12 protein-coding genes and 4 pseudogenes are annotated in these 17,449 nt (G+C 39.6%); 9 read left to right on the forward strand and 7 right to left on the reverse strand.

The window, feature by feature from the left end; genetic code table 11:
* Window positions 1–56: 56 nt before the first annotated feature.
* The 5 genes and pseudogenes from istB to istA all read right to left on the reverse strand — a co-directional run.
* Window positions 57–829: pseudogene (istB, locus tag MSMAS_RS10810) on the reverse strand (IS21-like element helper ATPase IstB).
* Window positions 826–1,509 (reverse strand): annotated as a pseudogene (locus MSMAS_RS18330) (Mu transposase domain-containing protein); the annotation flags it as partial. The pseudogenes istB and MSMAS_RS18330, both read right to left, overlap by 4 nt.
* A gap of 97 nt (window positions 1,510–1,606) precedes the next feature.
* On the reverse strand, window positions 1,607–3,106 hold the full coding sequence (gene ltrA, locus MSMAS_RS10820) for a group II intron reverse transcriptase/maturase (RefSeq protein WP_011034594.1): 1,500 nt from the start codon (window positions 3,104–3,106) through the stop codon (window positions 1,607–1,609).
* 2 nt (window positions 3,107–3,108) lie between these two features.
* Window positions 3,109–3,279: a hypothetical protein gene (locus tag MSMAS_RS19255; protein WP_196296926.1), complete on the reverse strand. Its 171-nt coding sequence runs from the start codon at window positions 3,277–3,279 to the stop codon at window positions 3,109–3,111.
* Window positions 3,280–3,653: 374 nt separating this feature from the next.
* Window positions 3,654–4,217 (reverse strand): annotated as a pseudogene (istA, locus tag MSMAS_RS10825) (IS21 family transposase); the annotation flags it as partial.
* Between the two features lie 405 nt (window positions 4,218–4,622).
* Between istA and MSMAS_RS10830 the strand changes: the two are divergent.
* Window positions 4,623–4,895, forward strand: a complete 273-nt coding sequence (locus MSMAS_RS10830; protein ID WP_048038458.1) for a DUF2683 family protein — start codon at window positions 4,623–4,625, stop codon at window positions 4,893–4,895.
* Window positions 4,883–5,143, forward strand: a complete 261-nt coding sequence (locus tag MSMAS_RS10835; RefSeq protein WP_011034591.1) for a type II toxin-antitoxin system RelE family toxin — start codon at window positions 4,883–4,885, stop codon at window positions 5,141–5,143. Before MSMAS_RS10830 ends, MSMAS_RS10835 begins: the two co-directional genes overlap by 13 nt.
* 162 nt (window positions 5,144–5,305) lie before the next feature.
* Here the strand turns inward: MSMAS_RS10835 and MSMAS_RS10840 are convergent, their stop codons facing one another.
* Window positions 5,306–6,169, reverse strand: a complete 864-nt coding sequence (locus MSMAS_RS10840) for a DUF488 domain-containing protein (RefSeq protein ID WP_011034590.1) — start codon at window positions 6,167–6,169, stop codon at window positions 5,306–5,308.
* Between the two features lie 955 nt (window positions 6,170–7,124).
* Between MSMAS_RS10840 and MSMAS_RS18335 the strand changes: the two are divergent.
* Window positions 7,125–7,301: pseudogene (locus MSMAS_RS18335) on the forward strand (CsbD family protein); the annotation flags it as partial.
* A 476-nt stretch (window positions 7,302–7,777) separates the two neighbouring features.
* Here the strand turns inward: MSMAS_RS18335 and MSMAS_RS10855 are convergent.
* Complete coding sequence (locus tag MSMAS_RS10855) at window positions 7,778–9,118, reverse strand: hypothetical protein (RefSeq protein WP_048046983.1); 1,341 nt, start codon at window positions 9,116–9,118, stop codon at window positions 7,778–7,780.
* A gap of 369 nt (window positions 9,119–9,487) precedes the next feature.
* Here MSMAS_RS10855 and MSMAS_RS10860 point away from each other — a divergent pair, with 369 nt between their 5' ends.
* From MSMAS_RS10860 to MSMAS_RS10885, 6 genes are all read left to right on the forward strand, one after another.
* Complete coding sequence (locus MSMAS_RS10860) at window positions 9,488–10,768, forward strand: serpin family protein (RefSeq protein ID WP_011034586.1); 1,281 nt, start codon at window positions 9,488–9,490, stop codon at window positions 10,766–10,768.
* Between the two features lie 111 nt (window positions 10,769–10,879).
* Entirely contained in the window at window positions 10,880–13,870 is a 2,991-nt protein-coding gene (locus MSMAS_RS10865) for a HEAT repeat domain-containing protein (protein ID WP_011034585.1), read from the forward strand.
* Between the two features lie 76 nt (window positions 13,871–13,946).
* Window positions 13,947–14,252 carry a hypothetical protein gene (locus MSMAS_RS10870; RefSeq protein WP_011034584.1) on the forward strand — a complete coding sequence of 102 codons (306 nt, stop codon included), beginning with the start codon at window positions 13,947–13,949 and terminating at the stop codon, window positions 14,250–14,252.
* Between the two features lie 161 nt (window positions 14,253–14,413).
* The gene (locus MSMAS_RS10875; protein ID WP_011034583.1) at window positions 14,414–14,599 is read left to right on the forward strand and encodes a hypothetical protein; all 186 of its coding nucleotides are present in this window, start codon (window positions 14,414–14,416) and stop codon (window positions 14,597–14,599) included.
* Window positions 14,600–15,047: 448 nt separating this feature from the next.
* A complete protein-coding gene (locus MSMAS_RS10880; protein ID WP_011034582.1) occupies window positions 15,048–16,253 on the forward strand; it encodes an AI-2E family transporter in 1,206 nt (401 codons plus the stop codon).
* Window positions 16,254–16,916: 663 nt separating this feature from the next.
* On the forward strand, window positions 16,917–17,330 hold the full coding sequence (locus tag MSMAS_RS10885; RefSeq protein ID WP_048037844.1) for a hypothetical protein: 414 nt from the start codon (window positions 16,917–16,919) through the stop codon (window positions 17,328–17,330).
* Window positions 17,331–17,449: the final 119 nt, after the last annotated feature.

Consider the following 17,449-nt stretch of genomic DNA (forward strand, 5'->3'; position numbering starts at 1 on the left):
AATTTCCCCACCTTCAGATATAAATTTTACTCAATTTATCATAAACTCACTCAAAATTACTGATAGATATTTACCGTTTTTATACCCTGTTTTTTCCTTTCTTTCAGCCTGTAACTTTCCCCTTTGATGTTAATAGTAGTACAATGATGGAGTATCCGATCAAGCAAGGCAGCCGCTATTACATGGTCCTTGAATATCTCTCCCCATTCTCCATATGACTTATTCGATGTCAGGATTGTTGAACACTTTTCATAACGTCTGGAGATTAGCTGAAATAAGCAGTGAGCTCCTTCTTCGTCAAATGGGAGATATCCTATTTCATCGATCATCAGCACTTTATACTTCATCAAGTCTCTGAGTTTCTTTTCAAGCATTCCTTCTCTATTTGCTAATTTCAATCTTTCAATAAGGTTTCCTGTATTGGTAAAGTAAACCGAAATTCCTGCTTTTACCGCTTCAATTCCAAGAGCAATTGCAAGATGCGACTTTCCAACGCCAGGAGGACCGAGCAAAACAACGTTTTCTGCATTATGAACAAATCTCAAGGTTGCAAGGTCTTCTATGACTTTTTTATCAATAGATAACTGAAACTCAAAATCGAATTCTTCAAGCGTCTTTTTCACAGGAAAACCTTCATTTTTCATCCGTCTCTCAATTGCAGCAGCTTCCTTGTGTTTTTTTCCTGTTCAAACAAGTAATCAAGAACTTCCATTGTTGTCTTGTTGTCTCTTGCAGCAATTTCAAGGCAGTTATCAAGGAGCTCTTCAATTGTATTCAGTTTCAGGTACTGAAGGTTATTGTGAAGCTTCTCATAAGTGAAGTTGTTCATTCAAAACCACCCTCAATGAATGTTTCATAGACGTCAAGAGACCTTTTTTCAACTTCAGGATCTGAGAATTTCAACGGAATCTGTGAAGCTTTCTTGCATTTTGAATTCTCTTTAAGAATCTCGCTCAGAAGACCCTGGAAATGTTCCTTTTTCCTTGAAACTCTGCAGTTACCTGGAAGAATTTCATGTTCACAGATTTTCTCACAATCAACGTGGACTTCGAATTTTCCTTCAAAGATTCGAAGTTCTGTAGTTCTTCCTGCAAACCTGTAAGGAACAGAATACTTATTTCCAAGAAATGAAATATAACAGTCTCTGGAGACCTTTCTGGCCTCCTTATGGGCAACTTTGTAAGGAGGAACCTGGCCCAGAGGGCTCAGGTTCTCCTCCTTAAAGCGTTCAAGAGGGATTTGATAGGTTGTTCCGTGGACAGTTGAATTTACCCTTTCTAACCACCTGTTAACTTGGCCGTTCAGATCTTCGAGAGAGGTAAATTGTCTTCCAAGGAAGAAGTCCCTCTTGACATACCCTACCGTATTTTCAATCTTGCCTTTTGTCTGAGGCCTGTAAGGCCTGCATAACCTGGGAATAAAACCAAAGCATTTGAAAAAATCCTCAAACTGTGAGTTCCATTCAGAATCAGATGATTTTAAGGCTCTTTTGATAACAACCTGTTTGTCGAATAACAGGGTGGGATTTCTCCCTGCCCCGTCTTCTAGGAACCGGACAAGAATTTTTCAATTCATCCGGCTCGAGCCACTACTACCCTTTCGGGTGTCAGTTTAGAACAGAATTGGGGTTAGTGATGCGTTTCTTCCGGTGGTACTCCATGAATTTCCATTGTTCGAAATATTCTTTGTCGATAAATGGATTCTTATTAAGGCTTGCTAATCTTTGCCTAACAATTTTGGCATTGGAGAATCTTTCCAACGTCTGTAGTTCTGTGCAGAATACGTATTTTCTTTTACCGGATTTATGCCAGTATTTGGTCGTTATCCAGGTGAAGCCTTTATTTGAGTGTCTTCTTTTAGCCCAGGAGATAAGCATGTTATAGACTATTTCATCAAGTTTGTTGAAGATAGCAGAAGAAACTGCGTGATTATGATACTCTGCCCATCCCCTAATGATTGGGTTGAGGGTTTGTATCAATCGGTCTTGATCCCATGCTTTTGCTTTGTGAAGTACGTCACGGATTTTCTTGATAATTTCCTTTTGAGAGTCTTTGGATGGCTTCGGAAGGAGTTTTCCTTTATACTTCCTGAAGTTCCATCCGAGGAAATTGAACCCTTCACTAATATTGGTCACAAGAGTCTTTTCTTCGCTGAGCTTAAGTCCACGAGGATCTAAAAATGCTTGGATGACGTCGATTATTTCAAGAGCCGTTTCCGGGGAATCAGCAGTTACCACAAGGTCATCAGCAAAACGAACATAATTAACCTTGCGCCTGTTTTGATGAGATTTGTCAATTGTTCCATCTGATCTGGAGTAAAATCTCATCGCTAAGGCGTTTTCTAAGCCGTTTAAGGACATATTTCCAATTATTGGAGATATAGGCCCTCCTTGAGGTGTGCCTTTTTCGGTAGGAAACAGATGATAATTCTCGATATATCCGGCTTTTAGGAACTCTTTAAGGATTCGTTTATCAATAGGGATGTTATCAAGTATCCAGTTATGGCTGATTTCATCAAAGCAAGCTTTAATGTCACCTTCAACGATCCATTCAGGAGAAACTTTCTTGCTTAAACAGAGGTGAAGGTAGGCATAAGCATCTTTTGTAGAACGATAAGGTTTAAACCCAAACGAAGTTTTGTCACCTGCTGCAGATTCGATTGCGCCCAACACCAGAGAGTGCAAAGTTTGCATTGCTCTGTCATACATAGTTGGTATGCTAAGAGGTCGTAGTTTACCGCTCTTCTTTCGAATGTACTTCCGTGTTAATGGTTTTGCACGATAGCCTTTGTTCGTTAGTTGTAGAGCGGCACGCATCTTATCTGCCGACGATGACCAAATGATGCCATCAATTCCAGGAGTTCGACTTCCCTTGTTAGTGGTTACTTTACGTATCGAAAGAAGTTTGGCATAAAAGGACCGGGTCAGAAGACGGGAGAGTTTGTTCACGGTTTTCCAATTTCCGCTCTTAGCTGCACTTGCAATTCGAGACTGTAGGTTATTAACGACTTCTTTCACTCTTTTCCAATCAATAATTTTCCATTGTTGAGTGAGTTCTTTGTCTGTAAGGTCCGTAACCGAAGTTATCTCTGGTTCTCTTACATTCATAATTAAACAATCCCTGTTGCTTTCGTGACTAATGGCAAGTGGGCATGCTTTCGCATTGAGGCATTTTTTTCCTCTATATTCCCCATTACAGGAAACCGTTTGCTTTTTGCCAATTCCTCTGCCACCTGTGGCGTCGGTTTTCCTTGCGGAATTCCTACCTTATTAAGGACCACAAATGGTTTACCGAGTTCTATGTCATAGATAGTTGTTGGATACTTAGGAGGATCCTATAGACCGGAAGCCATATGTCCATTCGTCATGACACAACATGGAATGTCATAACCAGGCTCCTATGCCATTTTGGCTCATGCGTATTAACCTGCTTTCGCATGTTATACGTTACGATCTCTCAAACAGATCTTCACCTTTCGGTTCTCCATATATCCTTTTCCCTAGCGGTTTGGAACTGTCAGGTTCAGTTTTACACCTCATTGTCCTCTGAGCTTTGCACAGATCCGTTGCCAGAAATGCACATCAGAATAGGGACATTCTGAATGGATAGAATGGCGGGTTGTTCCGCAATCCATAGCATAACTTCTCGTCGCACCATATTATCGTATAGAATCTCCTGTGTAAATCCTCCAAAGTACTCAAAAGCATTCAGATGACACTGGATAAGAGTTGGAGTGTCTATACTCAGTGTAAATTCAACATATCTCATTCTGGAATATCCAAGAATCATGTTGAAGCAAAAGAGTTTCTTTACCTTTCCATCAACCTCAACTGTTCCTAACTCTCCCCAGTCAACCTGAGCCTGAACTCCAGGTTTTGTTTCGTAGCGAAGTATGGCGGGGACTCCCTGCTTGGGTCTTACTTCTCTTACGAAGTCTTTGACGATGGTTTTTCCTCCATCAAAACCCATTTCTTTGATTTCTCGATAGAGGCGAGAAGCAGTATAGGGACCTTCATTGAGTTTCTCAAGAATGTAAGGTTTGTAAGGATCAAGCTTGCTTTTTCTTCCGGGACGTTTCTGGGGTTCTGGGACGGTTTTCTTGTTAAGATATTTCCTCACAGTTGCCCTGGCATAACCTGTTTGTCTGGAGATTTTACTGATGCTAAAGCCTTGTGAATACAAATCTCGTATCAATAGCCATTCCTCCATTTTCAGCATTATCTACAATCCTCGAACTTTTCTCAAGGATTGTGAATTGGAAGGTTTTAAACCGCCGAAATTGGAAGATTCTTAACCGCCATTGACATACGGGTCAGAGAAAATACTCTTACCCTCGAAAGGGCTTTTAAATCTATATAATATCGGAAACCCAGCCAGCTTGTCTGGCGGCCTTACACAAAAAGAAAGAGAAGAAGAAACTTGGTTCTTTATAGTTTTGAGTGGGTAACTTACATTCATTTCCTAAATAATGAGGCAACGAATATAAATTTAGAAACATTTAAAGACTCTCTAACTAATCTTACCCGTTTTCCAAGATATTGAAAGAATTTCATTGTAGATAAAGTTGATTTGCGATTGCCGACAATATATTTATGTCAAACATCCAATCTATATGTGATTTACATGGTTCAAGTTGATATAAGCGATGATACAAACCAGATTCTGGGTATTGTAAAAACTAAATTTAACCTGAAGGATGAAAGCGCAGCTATTGATTTTATAGTTGCTCAATGCGAAATAGATATGCTAGAACCCGAATTAAAACCTGAATTTATAGAGGAAATGCAAAATATAATTGCAGGAAAACATATAGGGCCCTTTAAAACTGTTGATGATTTAAAAGCATACATAGAAAGTTTGCCTGATGAGGAAGAGGATGAATTGTGTATGAAATAATAATCAGTGAAAAACTTTCAAAAAAACTAATAAAATTAAGGAAAAAGAATATTTTACAATTTAATGCTATTTTTAAAAAAGCAGAAGAAATCCAGATTGACCCACAGAGGTATAAAAACCTAAGATATCCATTAAACAATCTTAAGCGTGTACATATTGATTCTCATTTCGTGCTACTTTACTCTGTTGATGAAGAAACAAAAACAATAATATTAGAAGATTTCATCCATCACGACTTCGCTTACTAATCTGACGAAAGGTGTTTAAAGTCGAAGACTTCTTTTACAAAGTTATTCAATAGATTTAATAAAGTCGTCCACAAGTAAATGGGTTATGAATATTGCTGAGATGGCATCTACAGGAACGTTTCCAAAAAATAGAACAAAATTTTTGCATGGCCTTTATGTGTTTCAAATGTTTAATACTTCCACATTTTCTTTCTGAGTTATATTTCTTGCAATAACTCCACGATGGCACATGTTTACATCAGCTTCGAAACACATTAGAGCAACACGGTGGCTTCGGCTTAATTCCGTAATTTTATCTAAAAGCTCGGGATTGTCTTTTATTGTCGTTTTTTGGTAGTCCTCAAAGAGTTTTTCGTAATCTTTGAGTGTGAGAAGGTCTTTTCTTTTTTCCCCTTCTATACCAAGCTCGGGGATGTGGAGATATCGAATCTCTGAGTGTTCGAGATAATTTTTAAGGCTATTTTTTGTGAAATCAAATTTCATGCTGAAAGGGTTTTTCCTCACGTCAATAAGAACATCTATGTCGTTCTTAATTAAGATATTAAGGAAAAGGTCAACATCTCTTCCTTCATATCCAACAGTAAAAAGGCCCGGATCACGCATATTCACATCCTGACAAGGTAGTAGTTTGCTTTTTATTGTATAATCAGGAAACTTTCTGTATACGTATTCCATAATTTCTTTGTCAGAATTAAACTTCTTCACAACTCTATTTATTTTTAAAGTTGCCTTCGGGTCAATCCCTTTTAAAGCTTCTTTCCCTTTTTCGGTTAATTCAAACTTTTTTTCCTTTTCGAGAATATATCCTTCTTTTTGTAACCTGGAAATATCAGAATAACAAACGTTGGAAAAAGGACCGTAGTGATGGGGGAAAAAATGATAAAATTTAATTAATTTGTCTATTTTTTCTACATGAGATGACAAAAAAAGGCTCTTCACTATCATGAATCTGGAAGACAAGCCCCTTTCATGGAGTTTGTCTATGGTGTAAAGAAGAGCTCTTTGTCTGTGATTCAGATTTTTCATTAAATTACCATCTATCAAGTATGTTTATGTTCAAAATATTTCCATTTAACGATATTCTATGATTTATTCATTAGCTATTTTCACAGCTATTGAGAAGACGAATTAAAAATTACTTTATTTATTAAATAGAATTCTACTCGAACTATAAATCTTTACTTTAGCGTTAAGTCTTAGTATGTTCAGCAGGGATTAATGCCCATGTTATTCATTGTATTGAATAATCATTCATCATATTGAATGACTAACAGATCTTCTCTATTTTTTCGGGAAAAAACATCCACTCCTATGTTCTCATGGTCGGTGAGAAAACTACACTCAAGAAGAAATCAAAAAACTCTGCTATTTTCCCAGTTTGCCAGTTACACAATCACCAAAAGCCTATTTTCCTCAACGATCGCCATTCTCCTCAAGCAGCCAGTACCACAATGGCACATACCTTATCCTTTTCCCATCAACGACCTCCTCATTAAAGAAGTCTGATGTAATGATATACTTGTCTAGTATAATCGATAATCGATGAAATTTGCTGATTTTGTCGTGTAAAAACGATAAATTTGCGAGATGACATTTTAGATGTAAGCGACAAGGAAAAAACAGAAAAATTAAGGCAGTCCATTCTTTCAAAGGTTTTTTCAGGTCAACTTGTTGGGACAGAGGCTGAGATTCTTCGGCTTAATTTCACAATTTTACCAGATAATAGGATTCTACTGGAACTCAAAAGAAATAAATTTCGAGTACTGGGATCAACTCTTATAATATGCAATATATATAATTACAGGGGAATATCACGGCAGGGGGATATAAGGGCAGAGAAGATCCTGTTAAAGCCAGCAATCTCTGAATTTCCGGTTCATATGCTTCAATAAGAAACATAGCTGTGGTTATTCTCCTTAACTAAAAAGAAGTTTAGAATAAAAAAGAAGTTTAGAATAATAAAGAGAAAAGAGGGAGTATCATGAAGGAAGGCACAAAAGAAGAAATGGAAGGCAAGTTTAGTAAGGCTAAGGGAGAAATCAAGGAAAGCGCAGGAGAAATGACCGGGGACATTGAGATGGAAGCAAAAGGTGAGGCTGAAAAAAGAAAAGGAGAAGCTCAGGAAAAAGTAGGGAAAATAAGGAAAGAGTTTGAAAAATCAAACTGCGGGCGGCCACCCCACCCTAAAGGATGGGGTATGCTTCGGGCCGCCCGCCCGGTTACTCGGGGACAGATAATTAAGCATCCTCTAACAAGGTTTCATGAACATAAGTGATTGAAATTTGCCTCGGTTTCCGGTCCGATTTACGATTATTATACAAGGAAGCTATGATTTAGAGATTTAAAGAGAAAAACGAAGAGGCGAGGGTTCACTTCATCCCCTACCTAAAGGAAGGGGTATTCGTGACCCTCTGCGCTCCCGTTGTAATAAAGGCAGGATATCACAAATCTTGAAGACTGGCTTAAACTGGAATTTAAGACTGGCCTAAACTGGAATTTGATTCTAAGTCTACCACTGAAAATTCTACCAGCTGATTATTGACAATTTTTTAATACATTTAAGACAGTTTTGGGCCAGGGTTTTTCGTTATTTCTTATTTTTTCCTTATTTTTCCACTTATTTTTTCCGGCCCATCAGGACAGGAAACTTAGCGAGGAAAGAGCCTGTTCCCTTCTGTATTCGGATTTAATCCCCTTTGCCAGCTCAAGGGCTTTTTTCAGGACTTCTTCCTTTCTTACTCCGTCCAGATACGGAATAATGAAAGAGAGAGCTTCGGGTCTCATATCTTTATCTTTAAGGTTAAAGGCTAACTGAAGAGCTTCGTCTATAATTTCTCCTTTTCTTTGCCCGTTCAGATAAGGGATAAGCAGAGAGAGGGATTGTCCCCTCAAATACTCAGACTGAATACTGTATGACAGTTCAAGGGCTTTTTCCATTATCTTTTCATTTTTTGAGCCGAACAGGTGAGGGATAATTGAGGAAAGGATCTGGAATTTTGAGTCACTGTATTGAATATATAAAGCAAAGGCAAGGATATCTTCAATAAGCCTTTCTTTCCCTGGCCCTCTCAGATGCGGGGCAAGAGAACGGAGTACAAGTGCCCTTTCTTCTTCGTCCTGAATTCTTGATGCGGAACAGAGGGCCTTTTCTATAAGTTCTGCCCGCCTGGGTTCTTCCAGATAAGGAATAAGCATGGAAAGAGCCTGAGACCTTAAATCCCCGTATTCAATTCCGGAGGCAAAACCAAGGATTTTTTCCATAAATTCCTCTTTTTCGGGCCCCTCCAGCTCAGAGAGAACCGATAACTGAGACTGAAACCTCTGGATTTCGCTCTGGCCTTTTATATGCATTTCTGCAATTTTTGCCATTCTTATGGAACTTGGGGTTCCTTCAGTCTGGATTTCCTGAGTCAGCTGAATGTGTGTGTACGGGCTTTTCAGCTTTTTGACATTAATTCCGACTTCGGGTATGACTCCAGACATAGAGGGATCCGTTTCTTCTTCTGCCATCTCCAGTGCCTGAGCAATAATTTTTTTTGACATAAATTCTTCGAGCATCTTATTAAATTCTTCAAACACTTTCTTTCTATTGTTTAAGTTCTGTATTTTAAGCCCGGTAGAATACTCTTCGATCATTTTCTTGATTTCTTCGCCTTCCGTAAAATGCGAAATTTCCAGAGCCAGATCCGGGTTCTGCTCAAGGACTTTAAGAATCTCCCGCGTCAGAGCCTGTTTTACCTCAGGGTTGGAAGATGCAACAACCATATCTTCTGCGGCTTCTTTTAATTCAGGATGGTTTTTAGAAAATATTTTTTCCCATAATTTTTTCCTGGCCGCCCATACCTCAGGTCCTGCTTTTTTGCCGGCTTCTTCATCCGCCCTTTTAGATCCGATAACCAGGCAGGGAATTACAGGCTCAATAAAATCTGCTACTTCTTCTGCAAGTTGCTCAAGAGTTATTTTTTGTTGCCGCATAGTTTCTTCCTTCATTTACAGGATATTATGTCCTTCTCTTTTTGGTTAGCTCCGGAATAAAGATATCAGTAAATGTATGCCTGTAGTGGAATAAACAGAATAACAAATAAATACTTCGTTTTAAGCTTTAGAAAGCTCAGTATAATCTATCACATATCCGTGAGATTACACCAATCAACACAAAAGCAAGCTTCCCACAGCAGCTGCATCTGTCAGATGTTAAAAGATACAGATCCCCAGAAAACAATCAAAATTGTGAAAAATTCATGTTTACTTTTTAGATTAAAACCCTTCTTTATTTAAGAAAACAGGTATATCCCGGATAATATATAAATATGTTTAAGTAACTTTTTTAAAATATTAAGAGATATGTCCAGAATAAAAATAATTCTTCTTGCGTGTATGTTAGCTCTTCTATTCTCCGGCTGTGTGGAAAATTCGGCGGTATTTGAGAAAAATACAGCTACTCTTAAAGAAAATACAATAAATGCGGATTCAGTCAGGGGCTATGACATAGCTTCTGCAAACAATGCTTTTGCTTTTGATATGTATTCACAGCTGACGCAACAGGTAACTGGAGACTATGAAAACATCTTATTTTCCCCGTACAGCATTTCTGCTGCCATGGCAATCTGTTACGAAGGGGCGGAGAACACCACGAAGGAGCAAATATCAAACGTATTTTATTTCCCTACCAACAAAACCGTTTTGAAAGTACGTCTGGAGAGAATAAACGACAGGATCAATTCCGGAAGCGGCGATTATGAACTCCAAACTGCAAATGCGCTCTGGATACAGGAGGGCTACCCTGTAAAAGAAGAATATCTTTTCAATGTGAAAAAATACTATGACGGAGAAGTAGCTAACCTTGATTTCGTGAGAAAACCGGATGATTCCAGAAATACCATTAATGAATGGGTAGAAACCAGAACCAGCGATAAAATCAAGGATCTGGTTCCAAAAAGTATGATTACGCCTGACACCCGAATAATTATTACAAATGCAATTTACTTTAACGGAAAATGGGCATACACATTTGATAAGCAGCTTACGGAAAAGAGAGCTTTTTATCCGGCAAATGGGGAAGAAGCCTCTGTTGATATGATGTATATGTATAACAATTTTAATTATGGCGAAAACTCAAAGGCAAAAATCATAGAATTGCCTTATAAAGGCAATGACTTATCTATGTACATTGTGCTTCCGAAAGACAATAACATCAAAGAATTTGAAACAGAATTCACAATTAACGATTATACAGAACTTAAAAATGAAATGGATTCCACAGTAAACGTGGATATTTTAATTCCGAAATTTAAGTTTGAGACTAAAACAGAACTTTCGGACTCCTTTGTCGAAATGGGCGTTGTCGACGCCTTCAGGCAGGCAAATTTTTCAGGCATAAGTAATAGCCCATTAAAAGTATCCGAAGTAATTCATCAAACATTTATAGATGTGAAGGAAGAAGGAACAGAAGCTGCCGCAGCAACAGGGGTTGGGATGACAGTAGGTATGGATTTCTCATGGGATTCCAAACAAAGGGAATTCAAAGCCGACCATCCGTTCATGTTTTTCATAGAAGACAGAAGGACAAACTGCATCCTTTTCATGGGAAAAGTCGAATACCCCGAGTATAAGAACGACACATGAAACTCGTTTTGTTTCAGCTAAAATTCAAAATCAATACCTATAAGAGATAAACCTGACAAACTGGAATATATCATAAGAGGAAGCAACTGAAGCAGCAGTTGGTGGGAATTTTTGAGTAACCAGCCCGGTATACACGATAAGACTTTCAGTCAGGAATCTGATGATAGGATAAAAGCTGCAAAGCAACTGGGAGCCCTTTTTGAGGTTTTTCCGGACAGAAAACAGGCATTTGAAGACCTTTTAAGGCTCTGTTCCGACAGGGACAGCGAGGTAAGGGTAGAGGCCATTAATTCTCTTACAACTGTTTTTCCAAATGTGCCGGAAAAAGAACTTACCTGGGAGAGGTTTGTAAACCTTACAGCTTATCCCGTTGAACAGGTCTTTGCAGCGGCAGTTAGCGCCCTGATAACTGTTTTTCCCCTGGTGCCGGATAAAGACAGGGCATGGAAAGACCTTATTGAGCTGATAAATTCAAAATCAAGCATCGAAGACGTCAGCAGGGGGATCGTCAGCTCTCTTCAAAATGCTATTTCTGAATATCCTGACAGAGAACATGCGTGGAAGGATTTGCTGGAAATGACAGCATCAGAAGACCCTTATGCCCGAAAAAAGGCTGCTTCTTTATTAAGCACTGTTTTTCCGGGGCTGCCTGAAGGGAAAAAAACTAAAGCATGGAAAGACCTGCTTGGGCTGGCAGGAGAAAAAGGGGACTCACAGGTAAGTGAACAGGCTTCAAAGGCTATCCGGGAGGTTTTCCCATTTTTGCCTGATGAAAAGAAAGACGAAGGCTGGGAAGAGATGCTCGAGCTGGCAGGGGGGTCAGCAGATCATGTTGCCCGGATGAAAATTCTGCCCTTTCTGCCTTCGGTCTTTTCTTCCGTCCCGGATAAGAATAAGGCATGGGACACAATTTTCAGGTTCACAGGTGATGAAAGAGAAACTGTGCGAAAGCAGGCTATGGATGCTCTTGTTTCTATTTCTACTGAGATGTCAGATAAAAGCAGGGTCTGGTCTGACTTCATTAAGCTTACAGAAGCACAGGATGAGTATGTAAGGGATAGGGCTGTGGATGCCCTTTCCAGTGTGTACCAGTGCCTTGAAAATAAAGACGCTGCCTGGAAAGAACTGATAGAGCTTACCGGAAGCGAGGAAGAAAATATCCGGACAACAGCTGCCCGTGCCCTGAACAGGATATTCCCTTATGTTTCCGACAAGAGCCAGGCATACTCGGACATTATAGACCTGGCTGAAAAGGAAGATAATTATATGCTCAGGGAGGTCGCAAGGAACCTTTCTTCTATCCACCCCCAATTTTATGGTGAATACGGAACAGATGAAATGAGAGCGGAAATTGGGGAAATAAATGAGAGTGGAAGACAGAATGGGAAGAAAGAAGATAAATTTTCAGGTTTTTCCGGGCCAGCATCCGAAAAAGCTGCCTTTCTGAGGAGGGACACGGCTACTTTTCGGGGATCTGCTCCGGGTCAGCATGATATGGGGAAGAATAGAGAAATAGCAGAGGGAAGAGAAATGAGGGATGAAGATAAGGCCGAAAATGGGCAGCTTAAAGGAAAAGAAAGCAAGAAATCTGCCTATGATTTTCTGAGACTTAAAGGGGAGAGAGAAAAGTACGCAAGAAAAGATTCAGCAGGACCTTTTTCAGAAACTTATTCAGGGATTCCGGAGAAAAAGGAAATTATCGAGGAGCTGCTCAGGCTCAGTTCGGACCCTGATCCCCAGATAAGGAGAGGTGCGATTGAAACACTGCTTGTTCGTTATTCGAGGGAAGCAGGCAAAGCACAGGATATCTGGAACGAACTCCTCAGGATATCTGAAGATGAGGATACAGGCGTAAGAAAGGATGCTGCAGAGCTGTTATCTCATGTCTTTCCAGCGGTTGAAGAAAAGTCAGGAGTATTTTTTGACATTATCAGGCTTGTTGAAAGCCGGGACACCCAGCTCAGAAGGAGGGCTGCAGAGCTGCTTCCTGCTGCATTTGCCCATTCGGGTAATAAACAGAGGGCATGGAACGACCTTGTAAAGCTTACATCGGATGAAGACAGGGAGGTCAGGAAAGGGGCGGTACTTGCCCTTTCATCGGGATATCCCGGGGTTCCGGATAAAGGAAAAGTCTGGAGTGACCTTATCATGCTTTCGTCTCACAATGACAGTTTTGTGCAGCGTGAAGCCACCCGGGCTCTTGGTCCTGCTTTTTTTTATGTGCCTGACAAAACAATGGCATGGAGAGACCTGCAGGTTCTTGTTGATAACCCTTATGTCTATGTCCGGAGGTATGCACTCCGTTCTCTCGGCAGGGCTTCCCTCTGGAGAGCAATGAAAGCGGAAAACGAAGCTGCTTATCTTTTCGGGCTTAAAGAGGCAGTTAAATACTTTAAAGAGGCGTCTGAAGCCTCTGTAGGCACTGCAATTCCCGAATTTTACCACCCCTTTTATGAATCTCTTTTGCAGATCTTTTTCGCTGAAAGGTCTTCTGCACTCGAAAGTGAACGGTATCTCTCAGCTGTGACAGGTGAGACAGGCTATCTGGCAGAAAACCGAAAACTTCAAGGGGTTCTGGAAGAATTTGCAGGGCTCCTTCGGACAGCGGGAGACCTGGCTCCTGGAGACCTTTCTGCCAGGAAAGAATTTCTTGAAAACAGCACAGGGGCTTTTGATAGGGCTTCGTCGATATTCGATGCTGTGGAAGAAGATGCAATTTTATCGAAAAAAGTCGTGAAAAAAGAGCGTCAAAAATTCGGAAAGGTAGTCCAGGAACAGAAACTGAAAGAGACTCTTTCTGGGATCAGATATAGAGCAAAGACTGCCTGCCTTAAGTCAAAAGGCACGCCTGCGGAAAAAATCACCTGTAGCATAAGTCAAAGGGTTAGAACGTGGAATTTCCAGGACTCTGAGAGAGATAAGAATGAGCTGAGCAGGCAGCTTGAATCTTTTCTTAATGTGCTTGAAGCACAGGTACCCTATGTCCCTGAGAACAGGAATATTTTTGAAAAACTTGAAGATATCAGGCAGGAACAGGACCTTCTTGAGCGTTGCAGAAAAGTTAGCAGGTTAATAAGCCTTATCCCGGGAGCCAGGGTCTGAAGGGCAGGTATATAAACAGGCTCTGGCTTCTGCACCTTGCCTTCAATTTATATCCTATCCTGCCAATCCTTCTGTTATGTATGGAGCAGGCATTGAGTTAACTGAAGAGGATTTTGAATTTTCAAAACCCCCTTTATCAAAAAAGTTCATTCGCCTCGTATTCGAAAAATATCAGCTGGAATACATTGCTTATTTCGGCGAAAATATGTTCTATGTTTCAGGGCAAAACTCAGAACCCCTTGCTCCTTTGTATCCCAGTTCCAGATACCCTGAAGATATTGAACTTGTGTTCGATTTCATGACACGTGAAAGAATACGCAGGATAAAATATGAAAATGGTGTGCTTTTAAGGTCCTCAGTTCCGGAACTTTCCGATTCCTGAAATCCGCTAAAAGGAAGATAAAGTCCCCTGCCCGAAAAATAGCCAGGATTTAACGTTATTTTCAGGAAAAACCCGGTTGGTTTTTTCCTTTTGTCCAGGTTATTTATAGTTATATAACAATATTTAGTTACAAAGTTTCTATTTATCGCAGGGGGTATTGAATGATACGTCTATGGGAGTATGATTCTCGCAGAATTCACGGTGTTCATATGCCGCAGCAGATGAGCGATCTTGAAAGAATCGGAAATGAAGGCTGGGAACTTGTCCTGATAAAAGATGACATTGATGATGAAGGAACGGTAACAGCAATATTTAAAAGGGAGAAAAAAGAAGCTGCACCCGAATAATGAAATATTTCCTTAAAATATTTTTTCCCGAATTTCTCTTTTCTCCAGTTCATCTCTTTTTGCTGAATTTTTCCTAATTTTCCCAATTTTCCCATTTATTCCAATTCATCCAATTTTTCCTAATTTTCTCATTTATCCTAATTTTCTCATTTATCCTAATTTTCTCATTTATCCCAATTTTCTCATTTATCCCAATTTTCTTATTTATCCTAATTTTCTTATTTATCCTAATTTTCTTATTTATCCCAATTTCACCAGATTTCCCTGCTCTCTCCCTTTTCCTAAGTTCTTCCGTTTACCAGGCGTAGAAATAATATGTAGAAATAAGTTTACCAGGTGTGGAAATAACATGTAAAATAAATTTATTAGTTGTAGAAATAATATGTAGAAATAAGTTCTTTTATATTGGCAGTAAGTTATTTATCTACTTCTTCAGTATTTTAGATATATGAAAAATTATGATCCTGTTAAAGCTATATATGCAGTTGTACTTATAATGGTTTCATTATTTGCCTTATATATAACATCTTCTTTTTTTTATGTTATTATTCTGAGCGCTCTTTTTGCTTACGTAATTCATCCAGTTTACTCATTTTGCTTAAAATTCGTAAAGAACAGGCAGATCTGCGCTCTGATCCCTCTTGGGACGGTCTTTATTCTGATAGCTTCCTCAGGCTTTATGATGATAAAAGCCCTTATGAATGAGACTTCAAGGATTTTAGAAATCCCCAATACCCTTAACGGGTTTGCAAATATGGACCTCAGGAGGATAGTCGGTTTATTTGAGCCAATTATCAAGACTCATCCCGGGAAACTGACCGAGAGCATAGGTGGATATCTGAATACTCTTGTCATGGATTATGTCCCTCAAATCCAGAATAACATAGTACAGATATCAACCGACCTTTCAATCCTGATTATAGAGCTGATCGTTATTGTTGTCCTTACCTATTACCTTCTTGTGGAGAGTGAAACTATAGCAGCCGAACTTCCCGGTCTCTTTCCTGACAGAAAAGTGGGGGTTGTGTTCCTCAGGGAACTGAACCATATTTACCAGAACCTCTTTGTAGTTTACTTTCTCACCTGTCTTGCAACCGGTGTAATCGGAGGAATTCTTTACTGGGTGCTTGGAGTACCTTACCCTCTTATCTGGGGCATCGTAACATTTATAATGGCTCTCCTGCCTGTTGTCGGAGCGGGAACGGTTTACGGTCTTCTTGCCCTTTACTATGTCCTCATCCAGAACTATTTTACAGCAGGAGCTCTTGTGTTCCTGGGAATCGTTTTCCTGAACATCATCCCGGATTTTGTCATAAGACCAAAGCTTGCCAGAAGCCGGGCTGCAATCCACCCGGCAATTACTCTCCTAGCCTTTGCAGCACCTGTCTTTGTCCTCGGTCCTGTGGGCATTATCATAGGCCCTCTTACATACGGGTTCCTGCTTGCAGTATTCAGGACAAAGAAAATTATCGGGGCTTCTCCTGTCCGGGAGGAGAGTTCGATTACAGGTTCAGTTGAACCCGTTAAAAGAGCAGAAGAAAAAACAATTGAGACAGCGGTTGAAAGATCGGGAGGAATACCACTTGAAGCCTCTAAAGACCATATTTTCTCTCCGGAAATTAACCCCTGGCATGATAGAAAGAAAGCAGTATGAATTGTGAGGCATCCTGCATGATTGCTGGCCAGGATCATGCAGTTTATTTTTTAACCCCCGGAAACAGTTTTTATTGCAGCGGGGCTGTTGTGAAATGCCTGTAAGAAAACTGCAGGAGCTAATAAAACCTGAAATAAATGTTTATTTGCAAAAAAGGTTGCGTTCCCATCTAGATTCTGGAAGTTCCGAATTTTTATAAGAGATGCTTTGTTTTTGGGAAGAGGTTTGAGGTACTTGACTCATAGGCTGTGAGTTTGTATTATCTCTTTACTTGTGGGTAGTTTTTCGGAGTGGATGTTGAAATAGGTCTTTTGGAATAGATTTTAAGTAGGTGTTTAGATGAGAACACAACAAACTATACTACACACTTACTGTATATAATATTTTCAACAAATAATATCATTTTACCTGCATATTCATTAGTTCATACATATAACATTTTATCACTAATATAACCTTATATTATCAGATAAATCGTGCTCGGTTTCCTTTCACAAGAAGTAATCAGTAGAAATATATTTATTTGTATTTTTAAAAAACAATATATACTACCTGATGCATTTCTTCTATAAGATATCACGACGAAAATAAGTTTTACTCAGTATTGTTCTGAAACGTTCTGAAACCTGAGGAGGAAGAGGCATAAAAAAAGATACTATCATTTTGATACTGACTATTGGTATACTGATAACAGCAAACTCGGTCAGTGCCGCACCGCAGGGGACTGTAATAAAAGAAGGTGTACTGACATATCCTGCAGGACCCTATCTTTCAGGAGACCCTCTCCTGTTAAGCCTCGGAAATTATACAGGGGATAACGATACAGAAGGATCAGGAGAACAATTTAAAATAGCCTATCTGGAAAATGAACACCTGTTTTTTGAGAACAGCAGCCAGAGTTCGGCTTCCGAAAGCCTGACCGTTTGTGAGTTGGGTGTTTGCCCTCACAGATTTTTTGACACCCGACTCAAATTCAACAAAGAAACGCTTCATACTGGATTCAGATTTATTTTTTACCCTGTTTCTCTTTCTATAAACAGGATGTCTTTGTCCATTATATTCAACACTGCTTTTTAATACCTGCATGTTTGTTTGTGAACTGGCACCGGGCTGAAGACTTTGTCCCGGTGAGCAGAATACCCATCATAACCGGTTTTATTTAGTCGAATATGCCGAACAGGCTTAATGATTAAATT

The organism is Methanosarcina mazei S-6 (genome assembly GCF_000970205.1).
In the GTDB taxonomy this organism is placed as follows: domain Archaea; phylum Halobacteriota; class Methanosarcinia; order Methanosarcinales; family Methanosarcinaceae; genus Methanosarcina; species Methanosarcina mazei.

Bases quoted from the DNA above. Each gene is read 5' to 3' on its own strand.
- ltrA (WP_011034594.1), bottom strand. From the start codon at position 3,106: ATGAATGTAAGAGAACCAGAGATAACTTCGGTTACGGACCTTACAGAC.
- MSMAS_RS10830 (WP_048038458.1), top strand. From the start codon at position 4,623: ATGGTTCAAGTTGATATAAGCGATGATACAAACCAGATTCTGGGTATT.
- MSMAS_RS10840 (WP_011034590.1), bottom strand. From the start codon at position 6,169: ATGAAAAATCTGAATCACAGACAAAGAGCTCTTCTTTACACCATAGAC.
- MSMAS_RS10855 (WP_048046983.1), bottom strand. From the start codon at position 9,118: ATGCGGCAACAAAAAATAACTCTTGAGCAACTTGCAGAAGAAGTAGCA.
- MSMAS_RS10860 (WP_011034586.1), top strand. From the start codon at position 9,488: ATGTCCAGAATAAAAATAATTCTTCTTGCGTGTATGTTAGCTCTTCTA.
- MSMAS_RS10870 (WP_011034584.1), top strand. From the start codon at position 13,947: ATGTATGGAGCAGGCATTGAGTTAACTGAAGAGGATTTTGAATTTTCA.
- MSMAS_RS10875 (WP_011034583.1), top strand. From the start codon at position 14,414: ATGATACGTCTATGGGAGTATGATTCTCGCAGAATTCACGGTGTTCAT.
- MSMAS_RS10880 (WP_011034582.1), top strand. From the start codon at position 15,048: ATGAAAAATTATGATCCTGTTAAAGCTATATATGCAGTTGTACTTATA.